General features: G+C 74.4%; 18 protein-coding genes. 13 read left to right on the forward strand and 5 right to left on the reverse strand.

Annotated features, from left to right (window positions below; all coding sequences use genetic code 11):
* Positions 1 to 3: 3 nt before the first annotated feature.
* The 4 genes from D6B71_RS12115 to bar all read left to right on the forward strand — a co-directional run bounded on the left by D6B71_RS12115 (position 4) and on the right by bar (position 4,452).
* Entirely contained in the window at positions 4 to 567 is a 564-nt protein-coding gene (locus D6B71_RS12115; RefSeq protein WP_121255375.1) for a hypothetical protein, read from the forward strand.
* Positions 554 to 2,242 (forward strand): potassium/proton antiporter, encoded by a 1,689-nt coding sequence (locus tag D6B71_RS12120; RefSeq protein ID WP_121255377.1) that lies wholly within the window; start codon positions 554 to 556, stop codon positions 2,240 to 2,242. The genes D6B71_RS12115 and D6B71_RS12120 overlap by 14 nt, the downstream gene beginning before the upstream one ends.
* 104 nt (positions 2,243 to 2,346) lie before the next feature.
* A complete protein-coding gene (locus D6B71_RS12125; protein ID WP_121255379.1) occupies positions 2,347 to 3,297 on the forward strand; it encodes a carbamate kinase in 951 nt (316 codons plus the stop codon).
* Positions 3,298 to 3,345: 48 nt separating this feature from the next.
* Positions 3,346 to 4,452 carry a barbiturase gene (bar, locus tag D6B71_RS12130; RefSeq protein WP_121255381.1) on the forward strand — a complete coding sequence of 369 codons (1,107 nt, stop codon included), beginning with the start codon at positions 3,346 to 3,348 and terminating at the stop codon, positions 4,450 to 4,452.
* A gap of 19 nt (positions 4,453 to 4,471) precedes the next feature.
* On the opposite strand, the gene D6B71_RS12135 is transcribed toward bar, so the two are convergent.
* Positions 4,472 to 5,674: a CaiB/BaiF CoA transferase family protein gene (locus D6B71_RS12135; RefSeq protein WP_121255383.1), complete on the reverse strand. Its 1,203-nt coding sequence runs from the start codon at positions 5,672 to 5,674 to the stop codon at positions 4,472 to 4,474.
* Positions 5,675 to 5,851: 177 nt separating this feature from the next.
* Between D6B71_RS12135 and D6B71_RS22765 the strand changes: the two genes are divergently transcribed.
* From D6B71_RS22765 to D6B71_RS12165, 6 genes are read left to right on the forward strand one after another with little or no spacing between them, the layout of a single operon-like run.
* On the forward strand, positions 5,852 to 6,163 hold the full coding sequence (locus D6B71_RS22765; RefSeq protein ID WP_164519635.1) for a hypothetical protein: 312 nt from the start codon (positions 5,852 to 5,854) through the stop codon (positions 6,161 to 6,163).
* Positions 6,160 to 7,497, forward strand: coding sequence for a C2 family cysteine protease (locus D6B71_RS12145; protein WP_121255387.1), 1,338 nt, complete (start codon positions 6,160 to 6,162; stop codon positions 7,495 to 7,497). Before D6B71_RS22765 ends, D6B71_RS12145 begins: the two co-directional genes overlap by 4 nt.
* Positions 7,494 to 7,757: a hypothetical protein gene (locus tag D6B71_RS12150; protein WP_121255389.1), complete on the forward strand. Its 264-nt coding sequence runs from the start codon at positions 7,494 to 7,496 to the stop codon at positions 7,755 to 7,757. Before D6B71_RS12145 ends, D6B71_RS12150 begins: the two co-directional genes overlap by 4 nt.
* Positions 7,744 to 8,307: a hypothetical protein gene (locus D6B71_RS12155; protein WP_126688255.1), complete on the forward strand. Its 564-nt coding sequence runs from the start codon at positions 7,744 to 7,746 to the stop codon at positions 8,305 to 8,307. Before D6B71_RS12150 ends, D6B71_RS12155 begins: the two co-directional genes overlap by 14 nt.
* A gap of 58 nt (positions 8,308 to 8,365) precedes the next feature.
* Complete coding sequence (locus D6B71_RS23795) at positions 8,366 to 11,584, forward strand: ATP-dependent helicase (protein WP_121255551.1); 3,219 nt, start codon at positions 8,366 to 8,368, stop codon at positions 11,582 to 11,584.
* Entirely contained in the window at positions 11,581 to 14,850 is a 3,270-nt protein-coding gene (locus tag D6B71_RS12165) for an ATP-dependent DNA helicase (RefSeq protein ID WP_121255393.1), read from the forward strand. The genes D6B71_RS23795 and D6B71_RS12165 overlap by 4 nt, the downstream gene beginning before the upstream one ends.
* Here D6B71_RS12165 and D6B71_RS12170 read toward each other — a convergent pair.
* The gene (locus D6B71_RS12170) at positions 14,840 to 15,934 is read right to left on the reverse strand and encodes an FAD-dependent oxidoreductase (protein ID WP_121255395.1); all 1,095 of its coding nucleotides are present in this window, start codon (positions 15,932 to 15,934) and stop codon (positions 14,840 to 14,842) included. The genes D6B71_RS12165 and D6B71_RS12170 overlap by 11 nt on opposite strands.
* Positions 15,935 to 15,992: 58 nt before the next feature.
* Between D6B71_RS12170 and D6B71_RS12175 the strand changes: the two genes are divergently transcribed.
* Positions 15,993 to 16,181: a hypothetical protein gene (locus D6B71_RS12175; protein ID WP_121255397.1), complete on the forward strand. Its 189-nt coding sequence runs from the start codon at positions 15,993 to 15,995 to the stop codon at positions 16,179 to 16,181.
* 19 nt (positions 16,182 to 16,200) lie between these two features.
* Here D6B71_RS12175 and D6B71_RS23800 read toward each other — a convergent pair whose 3' ends face one another.
* Positions 16,201 to 16,536, reverse strand: a complete 336-nt coding sequence (locus tag D6B71_RS23800; RefSeq protein WP_276310999.1) for a phosphorylase family protein — start codon at positions 16,534 to 16,536, stop codon at positions 16,201 to 16,203.
* The gene (locus D6B71_RS23805; protein WP_276311000.1) at positions 16,451 to 16,912 is read right to left on the reverse strand and encodes a purine-nucleoside phosphorylase; all 462 of its coding nucleotides are present in this window, start codon (positions 16,910 to 16,912) and stop codon (positions 16,451 to 16,453) included. Before D6B71_RS23805 ends, D6B71_RS23800 begins: the two co-directional genes overlap by 86 nt.
* Before the next feature lie 38 nt (positions 16,913 to 16,950).
* On the opposite strand from D6B71_RS23805, the gene nudC reads away from it, so the two are divergent.
* On the forward strand, positions 16,951 to 17,862 hold the full coding sequence (gene nudC, locus D6B71_RS12185; protein WP_121255399.1) for an NAD(+) diphosphatase: 912 nt from the start codon (positions 16,951 to 16,953) through the stop codon (positions 17,860 to 17,862).
* Positions 17,863 to 17,866: 4 nt separating this feature from the next.
* On the opposite strand, the gene D6B71_RS12190 is transcribed toward nudC, so the two are convergent.
* Positions 17,867 to 18,130 (reverse strand): mycoredoxin, encoded by a 264-nt coding sequence (locus tag D6B71_RS12190; protein ID WP_121255401.1) that lies wholly within the window; start codon positions 18,128 to 18,130, stop codon positions 17,867 to 17,869.
* 79 nt (positions 18,131 to 18,209) lie between these two features.
* On the opposite strand from D6B71_RS12190, the gene D6B71_RS12195 reads away from it, so the two are divergent.
* Positions 18,210 to 20,258: an ATP-dependent DNA helicase UvrD2 gene (locus D6B71_RS12195; protein WP_121255403.1), complete on the forward strand. Its 2,049-nt coding sequence runs from the start codon at positions 18,210 to 18,212 to the stop codon at positions 20,256 to 20,258.
* Positions 20,259 to 20,344: the final 86 nt, after the last annotated feature.

The raw sequence follows: 20,344 nt of genomic DNA on the forward strand, positions 1-20,344 counted from the left end.
GCCGTGAGCATCGTGTTCGCCGTCCCCCCGGCCGAGTCCGCGGTGGTCTGGTGGCTCCTCCTCTCGGCTCTGCTCGTGCTGTTGCTGGGTGCCGCGCTGAGGCCGCCGGCCCGCGACGCCTTCTCCGTCGTGGTGCGGGGCGGCCGGGTCGTCCGGGTCACCGGAGGCTGGGTGGTCCGGGTCCCGGGCCTGGAGGAGGTCGTCGAGTGGCCGGGCGGCCAGGTCGTGCTGGGCGTGGTGGTGCGCGGCGACACCGCCGACGGCGTCGAGGTGCGGGCCGCGGTCGAGGCCGTCGTGACGGTGCCGCCGCCGCAACCCCGGGCGCGGTACGCCGACCCGGTGCGGTCCGCTGAGCGCGCCGCCGAGCGCGCTCTCACCGAGGCGCTGCGGGGCCGGCCGGTGACCGGCCTGCTCGAGCCCGACGACGGGCTGGAGGCCGCGCTGCTGCGCGGTGGCCTCGGCTCGGCCGGGCAGTTGCACTCCGTCGAGGTGCTGGAGCTGGAGGTGTTGCTCAGCCCCGGCGCCGACCAGCTCGGCCGGACGAGGGCCGCACATGGACCCCGCTGATCTCAACGGCACGGTCCTGGTCGCCGCGGCGGTGCTCCTGGCCGCGGTCGGCGCGGTCCGCATCTCCACCCGGGCCGGCCTGCCCAGCCTGCTGATCTACCTGCTGCTCGGCCTGCTGATCGGTGAGGCCGGCATCGGGCTGGACTTCGAGGACGCCGAGCTGACCCAGGTGCTGGGCACGGTGGCGCTGGCGGTGATCCTGGCCGAGGGTGGCTTCACCACCGACTGGAAGGTCGTCCGGCCGGTGGCGCCGCTGGCCGGGGTCCTCGCCACCGTCGGCGTCTTCATCAGCGTGGGGGTCACCTCGTCGCTGGTCTACCTGGTGCTCGACGTGGACTTCCGCACCGCCCTGCTGCTGGGTGCCGTCGCCTCCTCTACCGATGCCGCGGCGGTGTTCGCGGTGCTGCGCACGATGCCGATCCGGGGGCGGTTGCGGGCGATCGTCGAGGCCGAGTCCGGGTTCAACGACCCGCCGGTGATCATCCTGGTCACGGTGGTGACCTCGAGCGCCTGGAGCGCGTCGAACCCGGCCGCCATCGGGGGCCAGATCGTCTACCAGCTCGTGGGCGGCGTGCTCCTCGGAGTGCTGGTCGCCCGGCTGGGCCAGGTGCTGCTCACCCGCAGCGCCCTGCCGTCGTCCGGGCTCTACCCGATCGCGACCATGGCGATCGCCTTCCTCGCCTTCGCGGTGGCCGGGGTCGCGGGCGCCAGCGCCCTGATGGCGATCTATGTGGCGGGCCTGGTGCTGGGCAATGCCGCGCTGCCGCACCGCGGCGCCACGGCCGGCTTCGTCGAGGGCCTGGCCTGGCTGGCGCAGATCGGCCTGTTCATCCTGCTGGGGCTGCTGGCCAGCCCGGACCGGTTGTGGGATGCCCTGCCCTACGCGTTGATCGTCGGCGGGGCGCTGACGCTGGTGGCCCGTCCGATCTCGGTGGCGCTGTGCGCGACGCCGTTCCGGGTGCCCTGGCGCGACCAGGTCTTCATCAGCTGGGCGGGGCTGCGGGGCGCGGTGCCGATCGTGCTGGCGACGATCCCGATGAGCGTGGGGCTGCCGTCGGCTGAGCGGATCTTCGACGTGGTCTTCCTGCTCGTCGTCCTCTTCACGCTCGTGCAGGGCCCGACGCTGCCGTGGGTGGCCCGGCGGCTGGGTGCCGCCGTCGACGACAACCTGCTGGCGGTCGAGATCGAGTCGGCGCCGCTGGAGGAGCTGGACGCGACGCTCGTGCAGTTCACGGTGCCGCCGCGGTCGAAGCTGTCGGGTGTGGAGATCTCCGAACTGCGGCTGCCGCGCGGTGCTCTGGTGTCGCTGCTGCTGCGTGACGGTGAGATCTTCGTGCCGACGCCCCGCACCGTGCTGCGGGTGGGCGACCACGCCCTGGTCGCCGCCGCCCGCGAGACGGTGCCGGTCGTGGAGGAGCGGGTGCGCACGGTGAGCAGTGGTGGCCGGCTGGCCGGCTGGTACTCCGCTCTCGCCGACGGCGACGACGCGGCCGCCTCGGTGCGGCGCACGGCTCCCCGGCGACGGCTGCGGCGGGCGCGGGCGGTGCGCCCCGGATCGCCGCCGAACTCACCGCCGAACTCACCGCCGGCCGGCGCGACGGACCGCGTTCTGGGCACACGGTCGGCCGGGGCCGACGTCGTCGACCCCGACGAGGTCCGGCAGACCGTGCCCTGACCGGTGTGCCGGGCGCGGGCGCTGGCAACAGTTGCCAGCGCCCCGGCCGGTCCTTGGTCGGCGGCCACGGTGTCCGGACCGGTGCCGGTCACTAGTTTCGTCGCATGAGGGTCCTGCTCGCGCTCGGTGGCAACGCCATGACCAGCGCCGACGGTCGGGCCCGGCCCGAGGACCAGATCGCCGCGGCGAGCGTGGCCGCGACCGCTGTCGCGGACCTCCTCGAGGCCGGGGTCGAGATCGTGCTGACGCACGGCAACGGCCCCCAGGTCGGCAACCTGCTGGTCAAGAACGAGCTCTCGGCGACCGTCGTCCCGCCGGTGCCGCTGGACTGGTGCGGGGCCCAGACCCAGGGCACCCTCGGCTTCGTCCTGATGAACGCCCTGGACGCCGCTTTGGCTCGCCGCGGGATCGACCGCCGTTCCGCGGCGGTCGTCACCCGGGCTGTGGTGTCCGGTGACGACCCCGGCTTCGTCGATCCCACGAAGCCGATCGGCCGGTTCCTGCCCCCCGCGGAGGCCGAGCCTCTGCTCGCCCACGGCGAGACCTGGCGCGACTTCGGGGCGAAGGGCTGGCGGCGGGTCGTGGCCTCGCCCGAGCCACGCCGCATCGTCGACGCTCCGGCGGTGGTCGCGCTGGTCGAGGCGGGCTTCGTGGTGGTCGCCAACGGCGGTGGTGGAGTGCCGGTCGTGGAGGACGCCGACGGGCGGCTGCGGGGCGTCGAGGCGGTCATCGACAAGGACCTCGGCGCGGCCCTGCTGGCCGCCGAGGTCGGCGCCGACGCGCTGGTCATCGCCACCGACGTCCCCCAGGCCGTGCTGCGGTTCGGCACCCCGCAGGCCGAGCCGGTGGGCACCGTCGCGGTCTCGCGGCTGCGCGCCCTGGCCGCCGAGGGGCACTTCGGCAGCGGCTCGATGGGCCCGAAGGTCGAGGCGGCCTGCCGGTTCGTGGAGCAGGGCGGCGGCGCCGCCCTGATCACCAGCCTCGAGAACATCGCCGGCGTCGTCGCGGGCGACCCCGACGCCGCTGCCACCCACGTCGTCCCCGACCCAGCCTGACCCGGCTCGACCCGTCCCCGCAGTCCAGCAACCCCAGAAGGAGCCCCCATGCCCAGCGCCATCGAGGTACGCAAGGTCCCGATCCACTCCGTCGCCGACGCCTCGGAGCTGGCGAAGCTGATCGACGAGGGCGTGATGGAGGCGTCCCGGGTGATCGCGATCATCGGCAAGACCGAGGGCAACGGCGGCGTCAACGACTACACCCGGATCATCGCCGACCGGGCGTTCCGCGAGGTGCTGGTCGAGAAGGGGGCGCCCGCCGATCAGGTCAAGCAAGTGCCGATCGTCTGGTCCGGCGGCACCGACGGCGTGATCAGCCCGCACGCCACGATCTTCGCGACCACCGACGTCGCCGACGACGACCCGTCGCGGGCCGAGCAGCGGCTCACCGTCGGGTTCGCGATGAGCGAGCGGCTGCTGCCCGAGGAGATCGGCCGCACCCCGATGATCAGCAAGGTCGCCGCCGCGGTGAAGGTGGCGATGGAGCGGGCCGGCATCACCGACCCCGCCGACGTGCACTACGTGCAGACCAAGACCCCGCTGCTGACCATCCACACGATCCGCGACGCCAAGTCGCGCGGCGAGACCGTCTGGACCGAGCACACCCACGAGTCGATGGACCTCTCCAACGGCACCACCGCGCTCGGCATCGCGGTGGCCCTGGGTGAGATCGAGATGCCCACGGACGGCGACGTGATGCACGACCGCAGCCTGTTCTCGAGCGTCGCCTCCTGCTCCTCGGGCGTCGAGCTCGACCAGGCCCAGGTGGTCGTCGTCGGCAACGCCACCGGCGTGGGCGGCCGCTACCGGATCGGCCACTCGGTGATGGACGACGCGCTCGACGCCGACGGCATCTGGGCCGCGATCAAGGACGCCGGGCTGGAGCTGCCGGAGCGCCCGCACACCAGCGACCTCGACGGCCGGCTGGTCAACGTGTTCCTCAAGTGCGAGGCCTCCCAGGACGGCCAGGTCCGGGGCCGTCGCAACGCAATGCTCGACGACTCCGACGTGCACTGGCACCGGCAGATCAAGGCCTGCGTCGGCGGCGTCACCGCGGCGGTCACCGGTGACCCGGCGGTCTTCGTCTCGGTCTCGGCCGCCCACCAGGGCCCCGACGGCGGCGGTCCCGTGGCCGCGATCGTCGACCTCGGCTGACCCGCTGAGGCGACTCGGGTCAGCCGGCGTCGGCGGCCAGCCAGGCGCGGATGGCGGGTCCGTGCTGGTCCAGCGTCGGGGGCGCCAGGTGGTGCTCGCGGCCGCCCGAGTAGGGGTGGTCGTCGAAGCGCAGCGGTGAGCCGGGCAGCTTCAGCTCGCCCTGGGTCGCGTGCTGCACGCTGAGCAGCAGGCCCTGCGAGAGCGTCTGCTCCCAGGAGTAGACGTCGTCGAGCGTGCGCACCTTGCCCGACGGCACCCCGGCCTCGCCGAGCAGGGCCAGCCAGTGCTCGGCGTCCTGCCCGGCGAACACCTCCTCGAGCAGCGCCGCGAGCTCGTCGCGTCGGGCCACCCGCAGTGGGTTGGTCGCGAACCGCGGGTCGTCGGCGTCCAGGTCGAGCGCGGCGCACAGCGCCCGCCACAGGCCCTCGGAGCCGCAGGCGATCTGGATCGGCGCCGAGCCGGTGGCGAACATGCCGTAGGGCGCGATGGAGGGGTGGTGGTCGCCGGCCAGCCCGGGCACCTCGCCGGCCACCGTCCACCGGGTGCCCTGGAACGCGTGGACGCCGACCATGCCGGCCAGCAGCGAGGTGCGCACGACCCGGCCGCGCCCGGTGCGCTCCCGCTCGTGCAGGGCGGTGACCACCCCGAACGCGCCGTACATGCCGGCGATCAGGTCGGCGATCGGGACTCCCACCTTGGTGGGGTGGGTGGTGCCGGTGAGCGACATCAGCCCGCCCTCGCCCTGCGCGATCTGGTCGTAGCCGGCGCGCTTGGCCTCGGGGCCGTCGTGGCCGAAGCCGGTGATCGAGAGCACCACGAGCCGCGGGTTGAGCTCGTGCAGGCGCTCGACCGGGAACCCGAGCCGGTCCAGCACCCCGCCGCGGAAGTTCTCCATCAGCACGTCGGCCCGCTCGACCAGAGCGGCCAGCACGTTGCGGTCGGAGTCGTCTCGCAGGTCGAGGACGATCGACTCCTTGTTGCGGTTCGCCGACATGAAGTACGTCGACTCGCGTTCGTCGTCGGCGCCGACGAACGGGGGCCCCCAGGATCGGGTGTCGTCGCCGGTGGGCGACTCGACCTTGATCACCCGAGCGCCCATGTCGCCGAGCATCATCGCGGCGTGCGGACCGGCGAGGGCCCGGGTCAGGTCCACGACGAGCAGGCCGGCCAGCGGCCCGGTCTCGGGTTCTGTCTCGGGGCGGTCGGAGGCGTCGGCGTCCATGGCGGCAGCCTGACAGCCGGCCTCCGTGACAGGGAACGGCCAGAGGTGACAACCCGCCGGCCGCCGAGCGGGTCAGGAGTGCCAGACGTCGGACAGTGGTTTACGGCTTCCGTGGATGGGTAGGCGTGCGGACGGGCCGCCCGAGGGGTGGCGGGGTGAACAGCGTCGGGGGTGCCTGTGGAAGTCCAGCCGTCTCAGCTGCGGGAGGCCGCCGACCAGGTCGACGCGGCGGTCACGGCCAGTGGCGCCGCCGGATGGCGTCTGGACCTCTCCGGTGGCGACGTGGGCGACGACGAGCTCGCGGCGGCCATGGTGTCCTTCGCCGAGTCGTGGACCGACGGGGCTGCCCAGCTCGTCGAGGCCAGCGAGGGCATCGCCGGGGGCCTGCGGGTCTCCGCGACGTACTACGAACTGGTCGACACCATCGTCGACACCGGCTTCGGCTGGCTGTCGGAGCATCTGGGCTTCGGGACGGGTGATGGCCAGTGAGCGCCTTCCTCGACCTGCTCGGCCAGCAACCCGTCGACGTGCTCGTCCCGGGAGACCCCGCGGTGACGGCCAGGGCCGCGGCCCTGCTCCGGCCGCCCGCCGACCGATGGGACGACGCCGGCGCCGATCTCGCGGCGCTGCGTCCCGAGTGGGAGGGCCTGGGGGGTGACTCCTTCCGCAACCGCCAGCGGCTCACCGCCGACGGGTGGCGGTCGGCGGCGGAGTGCCTGCGCACGGCGCGTCGTGCCCTGCTGGGCTTCTCCGACGTGCTCGCGGCGGCGCAGTCCACGGCGGGGCACGCTGCGGCGCAGTTCGAGGCCGGGATGGTCGCGGCCGCCAACGCCGCGGCCGAGACGTTCGAGGCGGCGACCCGGGCCGTCGGCGTCCCGCAGGTCCCGTTCGTGGTCCCACCGCGGGCCCTGCTGGCGGCGATGCCGGCCGGCCGGGAGCTCCGCGACGAGGCGGTGTCGATGCTCGAGGCCGCTCGCGAGTCGGTTCGAAGCGCCGGTGCGGCCGCGGCCGGCCAGCTGGACGAGGCCGGGGTGCTGCCCTGGGGAGGTGTCGGACTCGGGATGCCCGAGGACGCCGATGCCGATCCCACCGGGATGGGGGACCACCATCCGCTGGACGGCCCGGTGGGCCTCGACGACGACGATCTGGGGCTGGACAACCTGTTCCAGGGTGGCATCGGAGACTGCTGGTTCCTGGCCGGTGCGGGTGCGGTGGCCGCCGCGGACCCCGACTGGATCCGCGAGCACATCCAGCCTCAGCCCGACGGCAGCTACCAGGTGACGTTCTACGAGGAGCGGGACGGCGAGTTGGTGCCCGTCACCGTGACCGTCGACGCCTCGGCCATCGACAACGGTGTCCGGGGTGCCGACGGTGAGCCGAGCTGGGCGTCGATCTACGAGAAGGCCGCGGCCGTTCACTTCGGCGGCGACTACGACGACATCTCCGGCGGCCACTCCCAGGACGCGCTCGAGCTGGTCACCGGGCAGCGCTCGGAGACCCACGACGACGTCGACCTGTCCGACATCCGCGACGGGCTGCGCGACGGTCGCATCTACACGGTCTCCACCGAGAACGGCGACACGTTCAACCCGTTCGACGACGAGGTCGACGACGACCGCATCGTCCCCAACCACGCCTACGTCATCGACCAGGTGGCCGACCACGACGGCGACGGCGAGCTCGAGGTGCACGTGGTGAACCCGTGGGGCCCCGACGGTGGCCAGCTCGACGGCGAGTTCCGCCACGGCGACCTGTGGCTGACCGAGCAGCAGTTCCACGAGAGCTTCGACCACACCTCGAGCGTCCCCGGGAGGCGACCATGAGCTCCACCGTGCGGGCCCGGCAGGGGTCGCAGCCGACGTACGCCGGCGTCCGGGTCGGGGTGATGGCGGTCGGCGAGCACCAGGGCGTCACCAAGGCCAGGCTGCTGATCCGCTCCGACCGCGAAGGCAAGCGCGTCGACCTGGCCTGCGGCGACAGCGAGGACCTCTTCGGCCTCGCGACGGTCAGCCTCGACGAGGTCGTGCCCGGGCCCGGCGGCCGGGGCGTGGTGACGTTGACCTTCCGCGATGCCACGCCCTAGCGCCACCCGGCTGCCCGTGCTGCCCGTGCTGGCGGTGCTGGGGGTGCTGGCGGGCGGGTGCACCGACGAACCCGACGGTCCCGGCGGCGCCGACGACCGGCCGGGGCCAGGCGGGGAGCGCAACCCCACGATCGCCGCCGACGACGCCTACGACACCTACGGCACGCTCGCGGAGGAGGTCGCGGAGGAGCTGGCCGCGGCCGCCGCCAGCAGCGTCGCGAGCGACGAGCAGACCTGGTACGGCGTGGGAGACGACGGGGTCTGCGAGTTCTCGTCGGCCGAGCACGAGCTGCCGGTCTGGTTCGGGCTCGAAGAGGACCACGAGCTCACCTGGGACGAGGTCGCGGACGAGGTCGAGAGCGTCCTGCCCCACGGCTGGACGGTGGGTGAGGCCTTCGACCTGCCCGGAGGGTGGACCGGCCTGGACGCGGTCGAGAGCGCCACCGGCGCGGTGCTCGAGGTGCGAGCCAAGGGCACCAGCACGGTCCGTGTCGTCGCGCCGGTGACGGGGGAGTGCGGCGAGGACGCCTCCAGCAGCCCGGCGCCGTAGGAGTCGTGCACCGGCGCCGCCTGAGCGGGTGTCGGCGCCGGATGGTCGAATGGTCGGCATGAGCATCGCGGCCCCCACCTACCACCTGGTGCCCCCGGCCGCGCCCGCCGCCGCTCCCGTGCTCGACGAGCACCAGCGCCGCGTCGTCGACCACCCGGGCGGGCCGCTGCTGGTGCTCGCCGGCCCCGGCACCGGCAAGACCACCACGCTGGTCGAGGCGATCGTCGAGCGCATCGAGGTGCGCGGCGCCCGCCCCGACGGGGTGTTGGCGCTGACCTTCTCCCGCAAGGCCGCCGAGCAGTTGCGCGACCGGGTGACCGCCCGCCTGGGCCGCACGATGGCCACGACGCTGAGCTCGACGTTCCACTCCTTCGCCTACGCGCTGGTCCGGCGCTACGCCCCCGCCGAGCTGTACGCCGCGCCGCTGCGGCTGCTGTCGGCCCCCGAGCAGGACGTCGTCCTCGCCGAGCTCCTCACCGACGCCCCCGAGTCGGTCCGCTGGCCCGACCACCTGCGCGCGGCGGTCGGCACCCGTGGCTTCGCCCGTGAGGTGCACGCGGTGCTCGCCCGCGCCCGCGAGCGGGGCCTCGACCCCGCCGACCTGGTGGCGCTGGGGCGGGCCGAGCGCGTCCCCGAGTTCGAGGCGGCGGGGCTGTTCCTCGAGCAGTACCTCGACGTCCTGGGTGGCCTGAGCGCGCTCGACTACCCCGACCTGGTGGCCCGGGCGGTGGTCGAGGCGCAGCGGCACCGCGGCGAGCTGCGGGCCAGCTTCTCCCACGTCTTCGTCGACGAATACCAAGACACCGACCCCAGCCAGGTGGCGCTGCTCCAGGCGCTGGCCGGCGACGGCCGCGACCTGGTGGTCGTCGGCGACCCCGACCAGTCGATCTACGGCTTCCGCGGCGCCGACGTGCGCGGCATCCTCGACTTCCCGGCGCAGTTCGCGCTCCCCGACGGCAGCCACGCCCCGGTCGTGTCGCTGGCGACCACCCGGCGGTTCGGCTCCCGGCTGCTGCGCGCCTCCCGCGAGATCGCCGCGGGCATCGGCGTCTCCGGCGCGATCCCGGCCGAGCAGTACGCCGCGTTCCGCAATCCCGCCCCGGTGGCCCACGAGCTGGGCCCCGGCACCGTCGAGGTGCTCACCTTCGACACCGCCCGCGCCGAGACCGAGCACATCGCCGACCTGCTGCGCCGGGCCCACCTCGAAGACGGCGTCGGCTGGTCGCAGATGGCGGTGCTGGTGCGCTCGGGCCGCGCCTCGATCCCGGCGCTGCGCCGCTCGCTCGGCGCCGCGGGCGTGCCGGTCGAGGTGGCCAGTGACGAGACCCCCCTGGTGCGTGAGCCGGCGGCGTTGCCGCTGCTGGCGGCGCTGGCCGTGGTCGTCGACGCCGACACCGAGGGCGCCGACGAGCCCGGCCACCCCCAGCACGTCGCGGCCGACCGGGCCGAGGCGCTGCTCACCTCCCCGCTGGCCGGGCTCGACGCCACGGACGTGCGGGCGCTGGTCCGCGCGCTCCGGCAGCGCCACCCCGACCTCGCCCCGCGCGACCTGCTGCGGCGGGCGGTGCTCGACCCGGCGCTGCTCGACGCGCCCGGCGGTCCCGACGGCGAGCCCGGCCGCCGGGCGCTGCGCCTGGCCCGTGTGCTGGCCCGCGCGCGGTCCGCACACCTCGGCGGTGCGCCGGTCGACGAGGTCCTGTGGACCCTGTGGGAGGGCAGCGACTGGGGCCGCCGGCTGCACGCAGCCACACAGTCGGGCGGGCACGCGGCCCGGCTGGCGCACCGCGACCTCGATGCGATCTGTGCCCTCTTCGAGACCGCGGCCCGGGTCGAGGAGAAGAAGGGTGTCAGCGAGTTCCTGGCGACGCTGCGCGCCCAGGAGATCCCGGCCGACACCCTGGCGGACCGTGGGGTGCGCGGCGAGGCGGTCCGGCTGCTCACCGCCCACCGGTCCAAGGGGCTGGAGTGGCGGCTGGTCGTGGTCGCCCACGTGCAGGAGGGCGCCTGGCCCGACCTGCGCCGTCGCGACTCGCTGTTGCAGGCCGACCGGATCGGACGCGACGGCTTGCTCCCGCCGCTGACCAGGTCGGCGATGCTCGCCGAGGAGCGGCGCCTGTTCTACGTCGGCTGCACCCGCGCCCGGCAGCGGTTGGTGGTCACCGCCGTCGCGTCGGCCGACGACGACGGTGAGCAGCCCTCGCGGTTCCTCCACGAGCTGGGCCGCCGGCCCGAGCACCGGGTGGGCCGTCCGCGCCGCCCGCTCTCGATGGCCGGGCTGGTCGCCGAGCTGCGCCGCACCCTCGCCGACCCGGCCCAGCCCGAGCCGCTGCGCGAGGCCGCAGCCCGCCGGCTGCGGCGGCTCGCCGACGTCGAGGTGCAGGGCCGTCCGGTCGCGCCGGCCGCCGACCCCGCGACGTGGTGGGGGCTGCGCGCCCTCACCCGTGGCGAGCGGCCGGTGCGGCCGTCCGACCAGCCGCTCACGATCTCCGCCAGTGTCCTCGAGGGCCTGCTCACCTGCCCGGCGCAGTGGTTCCTGCGACGCGAGGCGGGGGGAGAGGTGGTCAGCTCCGCCAGCCAGGGGTTCGGCAAGGTCGTCCACGCGATCGCCGAGCGGGTGGCCGCGCTGCCGCCGGGCAGTCCGGTCGACGTCGAGGCCGACCTGATGCCGCTGGTCGACGAGGTCTGGGGCCGCATGGAGTTCCGCACCCCGTGGTCGCGGGCGCGCGAACGCGAGGCGGTCGCCGCCGCGCTGGCCCGGTTCGTGGCCTGGCACCAGCGACCCGGCGCCCGCACGGTGCTGGCCACCGAGCCGCGGATGCGCGCCGAGGTCACGCTGCCCGGGGGCGAGATGGTCCGGCTGCACGGCTACGCCGACCGGCTCGAGCTCGACGAGGACGGCCGCGTGGTGGTGGTCGACCTCAAGACCGGCAAGTACCCCCCCACCGGCCCCGAGGTCGAGCGGCACGCCCAGCTCGGGCTCTACCAGCTCGCCGTCGACCACGGTGCCGCCGCACCGTTCCTCCCCGACGGAGCCGATCCCGGCGCCGTGCGGGCGGGCGGCGCCGAGCTGGTGCAGCTGCGCCACGGGGACGAGCTGCCCAAGGTGCAGCGCCAGGCCGCTCCCCGCGAGGGCGTCCGCCTGGTCGAGGAGCAGCTCGCTCAAGCCGCGGCGGTGCTGCGCAGCGAGCAGTTCGTCGCCCGCCCCGGGCCACACTGCGACCGGTGCAGCTTCCACGCGCTGTGTCCCGACAAGGCGGCGGGGTCGGTGCTCTCATGACCCTCGCCGTCGAGTCCCCCGCAGCCGGCGCCTTCGAGCCCCGCGAGATCGAGACCCCCGAGGAGCTGGCCCGGCTGCTCGGCGTCGACTGGACCTTCAGCGACGAGCAGTTCGCCGCGATCACCGCGCCCCTCGAGCCGGCGGTGGTGATCGCCGGCGCCGGCTCGGGCAAGACCACGGTGATGGCGGCTCGGGTGGTCTGGCTGGTCGCGACCGGCCGGGTCCGCCCCGGCGAGATCCTCGGGCTGACCTTCACCACGAAGGCGACCGCCGAGCTGCAGACCCGCATCCGCGAGAGCCTGCGGCAGGCCGGCCTGCTCCCCGAGCGCGGGCAGCGGCTGCTCGCTCCGGTGCCCGGCGACGAGGAGCCCGAGGAGCCGGAGGAGCCGGTGGTGGCCACCTACCACTCCTACGCCTCGGCACTGCTCACCGAGCACGGCCTGCGCATCGGCCACGAGCCCGACACCCGGCTGATCGCCGACGCCAGCCGCTACCAGCTCGCCGCGCGGGCGATCGCCCGCTACACCGTGCCGGTCGAGCAGCTCAGTGACTCGCCCCGCCACGTCGTCCAGTACCTCCTCGCCCTCGACGGCGAGCTCAGCGAGCACCTGGTCGCCCCCGACGAGGTGCGCGCCTTCGACGCCGCGCAGCGGCCGCTCTTCGAGGCCGGCATGGCCACCGAGCACCGCAAGACCTACCGCGAGAAGAACCTGAAGGCGATCTCGGCCATCGACCGGCGGGCCGAGCTGCTGGGCCTCGTCGAGTCCTACCGTGCGCTGAAGAGCCAGTTGGGGCTGATGGACTTCTCCGACCAGATCGCGCTCGCCGCGCGACTGGCCGAGCGGTGCCCCGGGGTGGGCTCGCTCGAGCGGGCCAAGTTCAAGGTGGTGCTGCTCGACGAATACCAGGACACCTCGGTGGCCCAGGCGCTGATGCTGAGCCGGCTGTTCTCGGGCCCCGACGACGCGCACGGCCGGGGCCACCCGGTGACGGCGGTCGGCGACCCCAACCAGGCCATCTACGGCTGGCGCGGGGCCTCGGTCTCCAACATCCTCGAGTTCGCCGCCGACTTCCCGACCGTCGACGGCCGCCGGGTGACCTACCCGCTCACGGTGAACCGCCGCTCCGACGCCCGCATCCTCGCCACCGCCAACCACCTGGCCGCCCCGCTCTACGCCGCCGGGCCCGACCTGCGCCCGCTGGCGGCCAAGCCCGACGCCGCGCCGGGCGAGGTCCGCGCGATCGTCCACGAGACCTTCGACGACGAGCTGGGCTGGCTCGCCGAGCGGGTCCTCGAGGCCCACGCCGACCTCACCACCCGTCGCGCCGGCCCCTGCTGGAACCAGATCGGGGTGCTGACCCGTGACAACGCGCACGCGGCGGCGGTCTTCGACGCGCTCTCGGCGCGAGAGATCCCGGTCGAGATCGTCGGGCTCAAGGGGCTGCTGCGGCTGCCGGAGGTCGCCGAGGTGGTCGCGACGATGACCCTGGTCCAGGACGTCACCGCCAACGCGGCGCTGCTCACCCTGCTGGCCGGCCCCCGGTGGGCGATCGGCCTGCGCGACCTGGCCCTGCTCGGGCAGCGGGCCGGCGAGCTGGCCGGGGTGCGCGGTCAGGCGGCCGAGTCCTTCGACGACCTGCGCGCCCAGCTCGACGCCGCGGTCACCGGCGCCGACCCCACCGAGATCCCCTCCCTGTGCGACGCGCTCGAGGAGCCCGGCGACCTCGACTACTCCGAGTCCGCCCGCGAGCGGTTCGCCCTGCTCGCCGACGAGCTGCGCCGGCTGCGGGCCGCGATCGGCGAGCCCATCCTCGACCTGGTCCGCCGGATCATCGACGTCACCGGCATCGACGTCGAGCTGGCCTCCTCGGTCAGCCCGGCCGCGGCGGCCCGCCGCGACAACCTCGACCTGTTCGTGCAGGCGGTCGCGGAGTTCCAGGCCGTCGACGGTCAGGTGACGCTGGCCGCGCTGCTGGCCTGGCTCGAGGCCGAGGACGACTTCGGCCAGGGCCTTGACGTCGCCACCCCGTCGGAGGCCGACTCGGTCAAGCTGCTCACCGTTCACCGGGCCAAGGGCCTCGAGTGGGACGTGGTGTTCCTGGTCGGGGTCACCGAGCGCAAGTTCCCCACGAACCGCACCCGCTCCAGCTGGCTCACCGTGCCGCACGTCATGCCCAGCGCCCTGCGTGGCGACGCCCGCGACCTGCCCCAGCTGGCCGGCCACACCTGCGAGGACATCGTGGCGGTCGGCAAGGCCGCCAAGGAGCACGAGGCGCTCGAGGAGCTGCGGCTGGGCTACGTCGCCTGGACCCGCGCCCGGCACACGCTGTGGGTCTCGGCGTGGTGCTGGGGCCCGCGGCTCAAGACCGGCCTCGGCCCCTCGGCGTACCTCCACCGCACCCGGGAGGCGATGGCCGGCTGGGGTGGCCAGCCCGACGCCTGGCTCGAGATGCCGCCCAAGGGCAGCACCAGCCCGTACGCCGAGCGGTCGCCCGACCTGCCGTGGCCGATCTCGCACCGCACGGCCGAGGTCGAGCGGCGTCACGAGGCGGCTCGGCGGGTCCGCGAGGTCGACGTCGACGCCGACGACGGCCTCGAGGACGTCCTCCTGCTGGACCGCGTCGGCCAGTGGGACGACGAGATCACCCGGCTGCTCGAGGAGGCCCGGCGCGAGCGGTCGACCCGCATCGAGGTGCCGCTGCCCTCCAGCCTGTCGGCGACCTCGCTGGCGCGGCTGCGCGACGAGCCCGAGGCGTTCGCCCGCGAGCTGGCCCGGCCGATGCCGCGGCCACCCTCGGCGGCGGCGCGCTTCGGCACCCGCTTCCACGCCTGGGTCGAGGCCCGGTTCGGCCAACAGCAGCTGATCGACCCCGACGAGCTGCCCGGCCGCGGCGACGCCGGCATCGACGACGAGAGCGACCTGCGTGCGCTCGTGGAGCAGTTCGAGCGCGGCCCGTTCGCCGACCGCGTCCCGCATGCGGTGGAGGCACCGTTCGCGCTGGTGCTGGCCGGCCAGGTGGTGCGGGGCCGCATCGACGCGGTCTACACCGAGGGCGACGGCTACCTGCTCGTCGACTGGAAGACCAACCGCGTCGCCGACGCCGACCCGCTGCAGCTGGCCATCTATCGCGTGGCCTGGGCCGAGCTGAACGACCTGCCTCTCGAGGCCGTGCGGGCGGCGTTCTTCTACGTGCGCTCCGGCGACCTGGTCGAGCCCGACGGGCTGCCCGGCCGCGCCGAGCTGGAGCGGCTGCTCACCGACTGAGCGTGCCCGTGCGCACCGGACCGCCCTCGGCCGCACCGCCGGTCAGCCAGCGGGCCACGCCGAGCGCCGCGGCCCGGCCGGCCCGGTTGGCCCCGATCGTGCTGGCCGAGGGGCCGTAGCCGACGAGCTGCACCCGCGGGTCGGCGGCCGCGGCGGTGCCGTCGAGCTGGATGCCACCGAGCGGGCCGCGCAGCCGCAGCGGCGCCAGGTGGCCGACCGCCGGCCGGAAGCCGGTGGCCCACAAGATCACCTCGGCCCGCTCGAGCCGGCCGTCGGGCATCCTCACCCCGCCCGGTTCGACCGCGGTGAACATCGGGTGCCGGGTGTAGGCGCCGCGCCGGGCCGCCTCCTGCTCCTGCTCGCGCAGCATCAACCCGGTCACGCTGACCACGCTGGCCGGCGGCAGCCCGCGACGCACCCGCTCCTCGACCAGGGCCACCGCCTCCCGGCCCCGGTCGGGCGTGAAGTCGTCGGTGCGCCACACCGGCTCTCGCCGGGTGACCCACAGCGTGTCGGTGACCAGCGCCAGCTCGCCGAGCAGCTGCACCGCGGAGGCGCCGCCACCGACGACGACGGTGCGTCGGCCGCGGAAGTGCTCGGGGCCGGGGTAGTCGGCGGTGTGCAGCTGCTCTCCGGCGAAGGACTCGACGCCGGGATAGTGCGGCACGAAGGGACGGGTCCAGGTGCCGCTGGCGTTGACCAGCGTCCGGGTGGTCCAGGAGGCCGCGCCGGCGTGCACGACCAACGGCCCGTCGGACTCGCCGCGCCGCAGCTCCTCCACCCGGTCCACGCGCACCGGCCGGAGCACGGGGAGCGCGTGCTCGCGCTCGTAGCGGGCGAAGTACGCCGGGATCGCGGTGTTCGCCGGTTCCGCCGGGTCGCCGTGGGGCGGCTCCGCGCCGGGCAGCGCGGCCACGCCGTGCACGTCGTGCATGGTCAGCGAGTCCCAGCGGTGCCGCCACGCGCCGCCCGGCTGCGGGTCGGCGTCCAGCACCACGTGCTGCAGACCGCGGCGCTGCAGGTGGTAGGAGGTGGAGAGGCCGGCCTGTCCGGCGCCGACGACCACCGCGTCCAGCATCAGCATGCCGACACAACGCCGGGCGACCCCGGCTGCTTCCCGGCGGCTCTGGCATCCTCACCGGGTGAGCACGCCCACCCGCAGGATCTCCTGGCCGCTGCTGGTCCTGGCCCTTCTCTGCCTGGTGCCCGTCGTCGCCGGCGGCTACCTCGTCGTCGACTCCGACTCAGGCGGCGAGGCGCTCGGCTTCGCGCTGCTGGGGTTCTTCGGGGCGGGGACGGTGGTGCTGGGCCGCAAGGCGTTCGGCCGCTGACCCGGTGCCTCAGCCCGGCTCAGCCGGTCAGGCCGGCGTCGACGCCGGCCTGCAGCGCCACCTCGACCATCGCCGTGAAGGTTCGCTCCCGCTCCAGGGCGGTGGTCTCCTCACCGGTGACTATGTGGTCGCTGACCGTGCAGACGGTCAGCGCTCGGCGGCCGTGCTGGGCCGCGATCGTGTAGAGCGCCGAGGCCTCCATCTCCACCGCGAGCGCGCCGTAGTCGGCCATCCGGGCGGCGGACTCGGGCCGGGCTGCGTAGAACGAGTCACTGCTGAAGACCAGCCCCACGTGCACGCTCGGCCCGTCGGTCGTGGCGGCGAGCGGCGCCGCCGCGTCGTACGCCGCGCGCATCAGGCCGAAGTCGGCGACCGGCGCGTAGTCGAGGCCGTCGGTCGGTGCAGGCGCCGGAGGCGATGACCAGGTCGCGCACGGCGACCTGCTCGTGCAGGGCTCCGCAGGAGCCGACCCGCACGATCGCCTGCACGTCGTAGTCGGAGAACAGCTCGTGGGCGTAGATGGCCAGCGAGGGCTGGCCCATGCCCGAGCCCTGCACCGACACCCGGTGCCCGCGCCAGCGCCCGGTGTAGCCGAGCATGCCCCGCACCTCGTTGTAGCAGCGGGCGTCGTCGAGGAAGGTCTCGGCGATCCACCGGGCGCGCAGCGGGTCGCCGGGCATCAGCACGAACGGGGCGATCTCGCCGGGGCCGGCGCCGAGATGGGTGCTCACGCCGACCAGCGTAGGAGGGAGTCGATAGCGTTCGGAGGGTGACCTTCCCGCATCTGTTGCTCTCCGCCGACGCCCACGACCGGGTCGGTGCTCGGCGCACCGACGAGCGATGGCTGGCCGACCGCTGGGCCGACCCGGACACCCGGGTGCTGGTGGTCGCCGGCACCCGCATCCGGCCGCAGGAGGGGCAGGTGGTGTGGGTGCCGCCCGCCGAGGCCCCCGAGGGTGTGCGGGTGCTGCTCGGTGAGCGCGAGGGCCGGGCCTGGTTCGCCGTGGTGGCACCGGCGGGCCTGGCGCAGGACGAGCCGGGGGAGTGGCTGCCGCTGCGCGGGCTGCTCGGACACCTCGCGGACGGCTCGATGACCGGGGCGCCGCTGCTCCTGCACGCGCTCGGCATCGCCGAGTGGCTGCACGTGACGCACCACTGCCCGCGCTGCGCGGCACCGTTGGAGCCGCGGGCCAGCGGTCACGAGCTGCACTGCACCGGCTGCGGCCGCTCGCAGTTCCCGCGCACCGACCCCGCGGTGATCATGGTCGTCACCCACGGCGAGCCCGGTGCCGACGACGAGCGGTGCCTGTTGGGGCGCCATGTCAGCTGGCCCGAGGGCCGGTTCTCGACGTTGGCCGGGTTCTGCGAGCCGGGGGAGACCCTCGAGGACGCCGTGCGCAGGGAGGTCGCCGAGGAGGTCGGCGTCGTCGTCGGCGAGGTGACCTACTTCGGCAACCAGCCGTGGCCGCTGCCGGCGAGCCTGATGGTCGGCTTCGTCGGCCGGGCGCTGACCACCGAGCTGCGGGTCGACCACGAGGAGCTCGAGGACGCGCGCTGGTTCACCCGGGCCGAGATGCGCGAGGGGACCGAGGCGGGCACGCTCGTGCTGCCCGGCGGTGTCTCGATCAGCCGGTCGCTGGTCGAGCACTGGTACGGCGGGCCGCTGCCCGGCCAGTGGTAGCCGCTCAGGAAGCCAGCGCGGCCAGCTTCTCCTTGACCTGCGCGAGCGAGGGGTTGGTCTGCGCGGTGCCGTCGGCGTAGACCAGGGTCGGCACGGTCTGGTTGCCGTTGTTGGCGGACTCGACGATGCTCGCGGCCTCGGGCTCGGCCTCGATGTCGACGATCTGGTAGTCGATGCCCTCCCGGTCGAGCTGGCTCTTGAGCCGGTGGCAGTAGCCGCACCAGGGGGTGGTGTACATCGTGAACGTCGCCGTGGGGGAACCACTCATCAGGGACTGTCGCCTCCGCCGTCTAGGGTCGTAGCTGCCAGACGATCCAACCACCGCCGCATTGGAGTTGTTCCCGCTCATGCCCGACCTGCTCGCTGCGCTGGACCCCGAGCAGCGCCGGGTCGCCGAGGCGCTCCGCGGCCCGGTGCGGGTGCTGGCCGGGGCGGGCACCGGCAAGACCCGGGCGATCACCCACCGCATCGCGCACGGGGTGGCGACGGGCGTCTACGCGCCGACCGAGGTGCTGGCGGTCACCTTCACCACGCGGGCGGCCGGTGAGATGCGGTCCCGGCTGCGTGGGCTGGGTGCCGGCGGGGTCCAGGCCCGCACCTTCCACTCCGCCGCGCTCCGCCAGCTGCGCTACTTCTGGCCGCACGTCTACGGCACCGAGCTGCCCACCCTGATCGAGTCCAAGATCGGGCTGTTGGCCACGGCGGCGCGCCGGCACCGGATCAGCGCCGACCAGGCGCTGCTGCGCGACCTGGCCTCGGAGGTCGAGTGGGCCAAGGTCAGCAACGTGCTGCCCGACGACTACGCCCGGCTCGCCGCGGCCCGCGGTCGCTCGGTCACCGGCCACGACCACGACACGGTCGGGCGGATCTTCGCCGCCTACGAGGAGGTCAAGCGCGGGCAGGGCCGGATGGACATGGAGGACGTGCTGCTGCTGACCGCCGGCATGCTCGCCGAGGACGAGCGGGTCGCGGCCCAGGTCCGTCGGCAGTACAAGTGGTTCGTCGTCGACGAGTTCCAAGACGTCTCGCCGCTGCAGTCGGCCCTGCTCGACCTGTGGCTCGGCGGCCGCAGTGAGATCTGTGTGGTGGGTGACCCCGCGCAGACGATCTACTCCTTCGCCGGCGCCAACGCCTCCTACCTGCTCGACTTCCCCGCGAAGTTCGCCGGCACCACCTCGGTCGAGCTGGTGCGCAACTACCGATCCACGCCCCAGGTCGTCGAGGCCGCCAACCGGCTGCTGGCGGGCGCGCCCGGCGCGGGCGGGGGGCTGCAGTTGCGGGCCCAGCGCCCGGCCGGCCCCGAGGTCACCTTCGCCGCGCGTCCCGACGAGGTCGACGAGGCCGAGCATGTCGCCGCCGCGATCCTGCGCCTGCGCGACCAGGGGCGCCCGCTCTCCCAGATCGCCGTGCTGTTCCGCATCAACGCCCAGTCCGAGGCGTTCGAGGAGGCCCTGTCCAGCCGTGGCCTGCCCTACGTCGTGCGGGGGGCGGCGCGGTTCTTCGACCGGCCCGAGGTGCGCGAGGCGGTCACCCGGCTGCGTGGGGCGGCCCGGTCCGGTCAGGTCGCCGACGGCCCGGAGGCGCTGGTCGAGGCCGTCCGCGACACGCTCTCGGGCATGGGCTGGGGGCCCGAGCCACCGACCGCGCGCGGGCAGACGCGTGACCGCTGGGAGTCCTGGCAGGCGCTGGTCGACCAGGCCGCCGAGTTCGCCGCCGCCGGCACCGACGAGCTGCCGGCCTCGCTGGGCGCGTTCGTCGACGAGCTCGATCGTCGGGCCTCGGAGCAGCACGCACCGGTCGCCGAGGGGGTCACCCTGGCCACCTTCCACGCCGCCAAGGGGCTCGAGTGGGACTCGGTCTTCCTGTGCGGGCTGCAAGACGGCACGCTGCCCATCACCTACGCCGACACCCCGGCCGCGATCGAGGAGGAGCGGCGGCTGCTCTACGTCGGCATGACCCGCGCCCGGCTCGACCTCGCGCTGTCGTGGGCCCTTGCGCGCCAGCCCGGAGGGCGCGGCTCCCGCAGGCCCTCGCGCTTCCTGGGCCCACTGCTGCCCGAGGAGCACACAGCGCCCGAGGCGCCGCGCCGCAACCGTCGGGTCGCCGGGTGCCGTGAGTGCGGCAAGCCGCTGACCACCGGTGCGGAGAAGAAGCGCGGACGCTGCACCGACTGCCCGGCCTCCTACGACGAGGCGCTCTTCGAGCAGCTGCGAGAGTGGCGCAAGCAGCGCGCGGCCGACGAGAGCGTGCCGGCGTTCGTGATCTTCACCGATGCCACCTTGCAGCTGATCGCCGAGCACCGGCCGACCTCGCCCGAGGCGCTGCTGCGGATCAACGGCGTCGGCCGCTCGAAGCTCGACCGGTTCGGCGAGGATCTGCTGGCCTTGCTCAGCTAACCCGGAAGACCCGCCCTGTCGAGGTGGTCTGGACCGATTGCCGCTTCAACAAGAAACCGTTTTGCCTGTTCAGCGGCGCGCGGTCC

Source organism: Nocardioides ferulae, from assembly GCF_003660455.1.
In the GTDB taxonomy this organism is placed as follows: domain Bacteria; phylum Actinomycetota; class Actinomycetes; order Propionibacteriales; family Nocardioidaceae; genus Nocardioides; species Nocardioides ferulae.

What these genes read in the sequence shown, in the direction of transcription:
- D6B71_RS12120 (WP_121255377.1), top strand. Translation starts at nt 554, where the DNA reads ATGGACCCCGCTGATCTCAACGGCACGGTCCTGGTCGCCGCGGCGGTG.
- D6B71_RS12125 (WP_121255379.1), top strand. Translation starts at nt 2,347, where the DNA reads ATGAGGGTCCTGCTCGCGCTCGGTGGCAACGCCATGACCAGCGCCGAC.
- bar (WP_121255381.1), top strand. Translation starts at nt 3,346, where the DNA reads ATGCCCAGCGCCATCGAGGTACGCAAGGTCCCGATCCACTCCGTCGCC.
- D6B71_RS12135 (WP_121255383.1), bottom strand. Translation starts at nt 5,674, where the DNA reads ATGGACGCCGACGCCTCCGACCGCCCCGAGACAGAACCCGAGACCGGG.
- D6B71_RS12150 (WP_121255389.1), top strand. Translation starts at nt 7,494, where the DNA reads ATGAGCTCCACCGTGCGGGCCCGGCAGGGGTCGCAGCCGACGTACGCC.
- D6B71_RS12155 (WP_126688255.1), top strand. Translation starts at nt 7,744, where the DNA reads ATGCCACGCCCTAGCGCCACCCGGCTGCCCGTGCTGCCCGTGCTGGCG.
- D6B71_RS23795 (WP_121255551.1), top strand. Translation starts at nt 8,366, where the DNA reads ATGAGCATCGCGGCCCCCACCTACCACCTGGTGCCCCCGGCCGCGCCC.
- D6B71_RS12165 (WP_121255393.1), top strand. Translation starts at nt 11,581, where the DNA reads ATGACCCTCGCCGTCGAGTCCCCCGCAGCCGGCGCCTTCGAGCCCCGC.
- D6B71_RS12170 (WP_121255395.1), bottom strand. Translation starts at nt 15,934, where the DNA reads ATGCTGATGCTGGACGCGGTGGTCGTCGGCGCCGGACAGGCCGGCCTC.
- D6B71_RS23800 (WP_276310999.1), bottom strand. Translation starts at nt 16,536, where the DNA reads ATGCGCGCGGCGTACGACGCGGCGGCGCCGCTCGCCGCCACGACCGAC.
- D6B71_RS12190 (WP_121255401.1), bottom strand. Translation starts at nt 18,130, where the DNA reads ATGAGTGGTTCCCCCACGGCGACGTTCACGATGTACACCACCCCCTGG.
- D6B71_RS12195 (WP_121255403.1), top strand. Translation starts at nt 18,210, where the DNA reads ATGCCCGACCTGCTCGCTGCGCTGGACCCCGAGCAGCGCCGGGTCGCC.